Source organism: Janibacter limosus NBRC 16128 (assembly GCF_001570985.1).
Classification (GTDB): domain Bacteria; phylum Actinomycetota; class Actinomycetes; order Actinomycetales; family Dermatophilaceae; genus Janibacter; species Janibacter limosus.
In genome coordinates, this window is record NZ_BCSS01000077.1 from 1 (window position 1) to 5,094 (window position 5,094).

Genomic DNA, 5,094 nt, shown 5'->3' on the forward strand with positions numbered 1-5,094 from the left:
TCGCCTCGCCGTTGCTCGGCTGGTCGATCCCCGCCATGATCTTGAGGATGGTCGACTTGCCGGCCCCATTGGGACCGACCATGCCGATCTTGGCTCCGGGGAAGAAAGACATCGAGACGTCATCGAGGATGACCTTCTCGTTGTGTGCCTTGCGCGCACGGACCATGGTGTAGATGTAATCGGCCATGGGGGCAGGCTATCCACTCCTGCCCCCGCACCCGAATCGGTCCACCCCGGCGGGCCACCCGCCGCCCCTCAGGCCGGCACGGGGACCTCGGCCTCCGCGTCAGCGGCGTCACCCGCCGATGCGTCGGAGGGCGGCACCGGCGCTCCCCAGCTCTGCTCGTCGCTCCCCTCGATCCGGTCGGTCATCATCTCGTACCCGTGCTGCGAGGCCTCCTGCGCCGCGGCGTCCGCTGCGCCACGGCCCGCCTTGGCGTACTCGGTGGTCCCGAAGGTCAGGTCGTGGCCCACCGTGATGGCCTCGACCTCGGGCGAGCTGCCCCAGGACTCGTCGGCACGCTGCCAGGTGTTGATCGTCAACCGGCCGTAGACGACGACGGGGTCGCCCTTGCGCAAGGAGGTGTGCGTGTTCATGCCCACCGACCGGTAGGCCGCGATGTTGTAGAAGCTCGTCGGCCCGTCGACGAAGACCCCCTCGCGGTTGCGACGTCGCACGGTGCTCGCCACCCGGAAGGTGGTGAACTGCATCCCCGACCTGGTGGTGCGGTGCTCGGGGTCGGCAACGACCCGCCCGCACACGGTGATGACGGTCTCGTTCATGACTGCTCTCCCAACTCTCCTGCTCACCGCTCCCCGGTGAGCTCGTGGGATCCACCCTCGGGGCTGCGCAGGGCGCTGGGGATCCCCCTGCGCGGAGTGTGGAGAGGCGCAGACCAGCCGGCGAGCCTGTGGACAGCCCGGACAACCGCGTCAGCCGGACAACCGCGTCAGCCGAGCGCGCGCTGGATGCCCGCCCGTGCGCGCGCGTGGTCGGCCAGCACCTGCTCGACCGGCTCGATCACCCGCTCGTCGGCAACCTCACCGATGGCTCGACGCAAGCGCTTGTCGACCACGGAGCCCCGCTTGCGGGCGCCGATCCTGCCCAACCAGCGGGAGATGGCGGCGAGCAGCAGCCCGCCCAGCAGCCCACCGACGAGCAGGAGGAAGGGAGTGGCAAAGGGTCCGACATCGACGGTGGGGATGTCCGGCAGCTGGAGCCAGCCGGCGAGGGCGATGACGACGAGCCAGACGAGGCCGGCGACGGCAGTCAGCGCGAGCAGGACCTGCAGCAGCCCGAAGATCGGCCACCACAGCGGCTTGCGTCCGCGCAGGGAGGTCCGCATCACGGCCTGGTCGAGCTCGTCGGCGAGGTCGTGGCTCTCCGGGCGCGCGGCGTCGGCGACGGCGTCGGCCCAGCGGGTGGGCAGGCCCTCTCCCGCGGCGGTGCCGATGCGACGTGAGGCGAGGTCCACCGCGGCCCGGGCAGCGGGCGCCGGCGGCGGGATGGACGAGCGGCCGAGCACCGCTCGCACGTCGTGCTCGGTGATGTCCGGAGCGCCGTCGGCCTGGCGATCCAGCCGCAGCCGGCGCAATGGTGCGGGCCGGAAGGCGCGCACCCATCGGGTGAAGGGCCATCCCGTGCGAGCCCACGACTCCATCCGGAAGTCCCTGGCGACGGCGTCGACGACGGTCGGGACCCCGGCGCTGCGGGCCAACGCGTCGACGAGCTCGTCGCGGGTGCGTCCGGGCACGCCGGGCTCGACATCGGCGACCGACGACCCGAGGCCCTCGGCGGCGCTGCGCAGGTCAGCCCCCAGACGGTGGCGGGCCGCGTCGGAGTGCTCCACCGCGTCGTGCAGGCGCGCTCTCAGCTCGTCGAGACCGACACCCGTGACGGTCGAGGTCCCGATGACCTCGTGCCGGTCCAGGCCGTCACGCTCGAGGAGCCGGACCAGGTCCTCGGCGATCTGCTGCTGGCCGCCGGCGGGCAGCCGATCGACCTGGTTGAGGACGACCACCGTCACCGCGCCGTACTCGCGCAGGACCGCGACGTAGTCGTCGTGCAGGACTGCGTCCGCGTACTTCTGCGGGTCGGTCACCCACACGAAGACGTCGACGAGCTCGAGGACGCGCGTCGCCTCCTCGCGGTTGGCCGACTCGCGCGAGTCGAAGTCGGGCAGGTCCACCAGGACCAGCCCGTCAAGGGTGGTGTCGGTGGCGTCGACCTCGTGCCGGGTGCCCACCGACAGCCAGTCGAGGAGCTCGCCGGCCGACTCCGAGCCCCAGACCGCCGCGGTCGGGGTCGACGTCGTCGGCCGCCGCATGCCTGCTCGGGCCACCTCGGCGCCGACGAGTGCGTTGAAGAGCGAGGACTTGCCCGAGCCGGTGGCTCCGGCGAGCGCGACGACGGTGTGCCCACCGACGAGCGCCGTGCGCTCACGGACCTTGTCGACGACATCGCCGGCTCGGCTCGCCTGCGCTCGCTCCAGGCGTGCGCCTCCCGCGTCGAGCGCATCCGACAGGGCATCGGCCCGCGCGCCCAGCTCCTCGACGGACAGTGCCGCGGCGCCACCTCGGCGAAGGGGGTTGAGCCGGCTCATCGCAGCCCCTCCCCGACGGCCGTGGTCGCCTGCTGCAGTCGACGGATCTGCGCCTCGCTCACGGCGAGGTCGCCGGTCACGTCGGTGTAGCGCTCTCGTTCAGCGGTGTAGAGGGCGTCCACACGCTCCAGGAGGAGGGAGCGGGCCTTCTTGGCCATGTCGCGCACGGCCTGGTCACCGAAGATCGCCTCGAGCACCTTTTGTGCCAGCGCCGTCGTGCCACCGGCGATCGCCACCTCCGGCGCCACGAGGACACCGCCGGTGTGGGCGAAGGAGACGAGCATGAGGAAGAGCCCGATGCCGTTGACCCCGTAGGCGGCGATCCGGGCATTGGTGCGGCGGTTGCCACCCTCGGCCCGCACGATGTCCAGGACATCGCTCTGCCACTCCCGCACGAGGCGCTCGACGGAGGGCTCCAGCTGCGAGGAGGAGCGCGCCAGGTCCGGGTGCTCGTCGAGCACGACGGGGCCGGCCTCGGTACCGCGCCAGCTGCGGGCGATCGTCGCGGCGGCCGTGTCCGCCTCGGCGATGAGCAGTGCGCTCACGCCGGTGTGCAGGGCCTCGTCGAGCTCGGCGGACGGCGGCGGGCCGCCGCTCACGGTGGAGGTGACGCGGTCGCGGATCTTGGAGACTCCCTTCTCCACCTTGCGGAAGAACTCACCGGTCCCGACGAACTCCTGCCACCGGGCGAGCACCTCACCACGCAGGAGCTGCCCGTCCTGCATGCCGTCGGTGACGCCCTCCTCGGCCTTGTCGTAGGCGTCATAGGCCGTCTGCGCGAGGCTGCTGGTCTCCTCGCGGTGCGACTGCGCCGCCTCGATCAGGACCTGCGCACGACCCTCGAGCGAGCGCAGGGCCCCCTGGAGGGTCTGGCGGATGATCATCGTCCGGGCCCGCTGGTCGCCGGCGAGGGCCGTCAGCCAGCCGCGCAGCCGCTGGATGTCGGCCTCGGGGATGAGTCCGTCGACGAGGTCGGTCTCGGGGACGGTGAAGACGGGTGCCGTCTCGAGGTGCTGCTCGCGCAGCATCTCGATGAGGTGCGAGCGGACTTCCGTCATCGCCGGACGGTCCACCCGGTCGAGCACGATGGCGACAGCCGTCCCCCGCTCGGCGGCCTGGCGCAGCAGGCCCCACGGGATGGCGTCCGCATACCGGGCCGCGGTGGTGACGAAGAGCCACAGATCGGCGGCGGACAGCAGCTGGGCCGCCAGCTCGCGGTTGGCCGAGACGACCGAGTCGATGTCGGGAGCATCGAGGATCGCCATACCCGGAGGGAGGGTCTGCGAGGGAGTGAGGCGGACGGTGCCGGGCTGCGGCTCGCGGCGCTCGTCGCCGGTGACCCGAGCAAGCGAAGGGAGGACCCGCGCGTCCCGGAACCACCGCTCGTCATCGGGGTGGTGGATGAGCACGGGGCTGGTGGTCGTGGGGCGCAGGACCCCGGAACGACTGACCTCGCGCCGCAGGATGGAGTTGACGAGCGTCGACTTGCCCGAGCCGGTGGAGCCACCGACGACAGCCAGCAGCGGGGCGTCGATCGAGGACAGGCGTGGGATCACGTAGTCATCGAGCTGGTCGAGCAGCGCCGTGCGCTCCGTCCGGGCCGCCTGCGTGCTGGGCAGGTCCAGCGTCAGTCGACTGCGCTCGACCTCGTCCCGCAGCGCAGAGACCCGTGCCAAGAGGTCACGGTCATTGTCGCTGCCCGGTGCGAACTCACCCATGGGCACACCTTAACCAGCGAAGGGGTGGGTGCAGCACGCACGGCGCCGAAGCGCCCCCGGTTGGATTCGAACCAACGACCTAGGGATTAGAAGGCCCTTGCTCTGTCCGCCTGAGCTACGGAGGCATGCCCCGGCCGGATGATGACCACGCGGGGCGGGCTTCAGTGTAGTGACCGCGTCGACCTGCCATGATCGGCACCATGTCCGTCCGGGTGGTCGTGCGCGAGGCGAGGGTCAGCGAGTCCCCCGCCGATCTCGCCCTGCTCGACGACGGCGAGCGCCTGCGTGCCGTCCGCAAGCGGCAGTCCGCTCCCTTCGTCACGGGGCACGCCCTCGCTCGGCGCGTCCTCGGCGAGTTGCTCGAGCGCGATCCCGCCTCGCTGTCCTTCGAGCGACGCTGTGCCACCTGCGACACCGACCGGCACGGCAAACCGAGCCTCGTCGAGGCAGCGGGGTGGCACTTCTCCCTCTCCTACACGCCTGACGTCGCCGTCCTGGCAGTCGCGCAGGGCGTCGATGTCGGGATCGACGTCGAGGACCTGACCGATGCCGACTTCGAGGGATTTCCCGGGGCGACCCTGGCTCCTGACGAGGTCGCTGGGTTCGACGGGCTCACGGGGCACGAGCTGCTCGTCGCCCGCGCCTGCGTGTGGGCCCGCAAGGAGGCGGTCCTCAAGGCGACCGGCCACGGCCTGGTCGTCGACCCGTCGGAGGTCCTCGTCTCCGCGCCCGGTCTCGCGCCGCGGCTCGTGGACTGGCGGGCCGACGAGCCG

General features: G+C 71.7%; 5 protein-coding genes and 1 tRNA gene. 1 reads left to right on the forward strand and 5 read right to left on the reverse strand.

The window, feature by feature from the left end; all coding sequences use genetic code 11:
- From JLI01S_RS16205 to JLI01S_RS16225, 5 genes are all read right to left on the reverse strand, one after another.
- On the reverse strand, window positions 1–187 hold a 187-nt coding region (locus JLI01S_RS16205), incomplete at its 3' end, for an ATP-binding cassette domain-containing protein (RefSeq protein ID WP_157075023.1).
- Between the two features lie 68 nt (window positions 188–255).
- Window positions 256–783: a single-stranded DNA-binding protein gene (locus JLI01S_RS16210; RefSeq protein WP_068266642.1), complete on the reverse strand. Its 528-nt coding sequence runs from the start codon at window positions 781–783 to the stop codon at window positions 256–258.
- Window positions 784–950: 167 nt separating this feature from the next.
- The gene (locus tag JLI01S_RS16215; protein ID WP_068266645.1) at window positions 951–2,603 is read right to left on the reverse strand and encodes a GTPase; all 1,653 of its coding nucleotides are present in this window, start codon (window positions 2,601–2,603) and stop codon (window positions 951–953) included.
- Complete coding sequence (locus JLI01S_RS16220; protein ID WP_068266648.1) at window positions 2,600–4,321, reverse strand: dynamin family protein; 1,722 nt, start codon at window positions 4,319–4,321, stop codon at window positions 2,600–2,602. Before JLI01S_RS16220 ends, JLI01S_RS16215 begins: the two co-directional genes overlap by 4 nt.
- 51 nt (window positions 4,322–4,372) lie before the next feature.
- A tRNA-Arg gene (locus JLI01S_RS16225) sits at window positions 4,373–4,446 on the reverse strand.
- 63 nt (window positions 4,447–4,509) lie between these two features.
- On the opposite strand from JLI01S_RS16225, the gene JLI01S_RS16230 reads away from it, so the two are divergent.
- The coding region (locus JLI01S_RS16230) for a 4'-phosphopantetheinyl transferase family protein (protein ID WP_068266651.1) at window positions 4,510–5,094 on the forward strand (585 nt) is incomplete at its 3' end.

Coding starts and splice junctions, on each gene's coding strand:
- JLI01S_RS16210 (WP_068266642.1), bottom strand. CDS start 783: ATGAACGAGACCGTCATCACCGTGTGCGGGCGGGTCGTTGCCGACCCC.
- JLI01S_RS16215 (WP_068266645.1), bottom strand. CDS start 2,603: ATGAGCCGGCTCAACCCCCTTCGCCGAGGTGGCGCCGCGGCACTGTCC.
- JLI01S_RS16220 (WP_068266648.1), bottom strand. CDS start 4,321: ATGGGTGAGTTCGCACCGGGCAGCGACAATGACCGTGACCTCTTGGCA.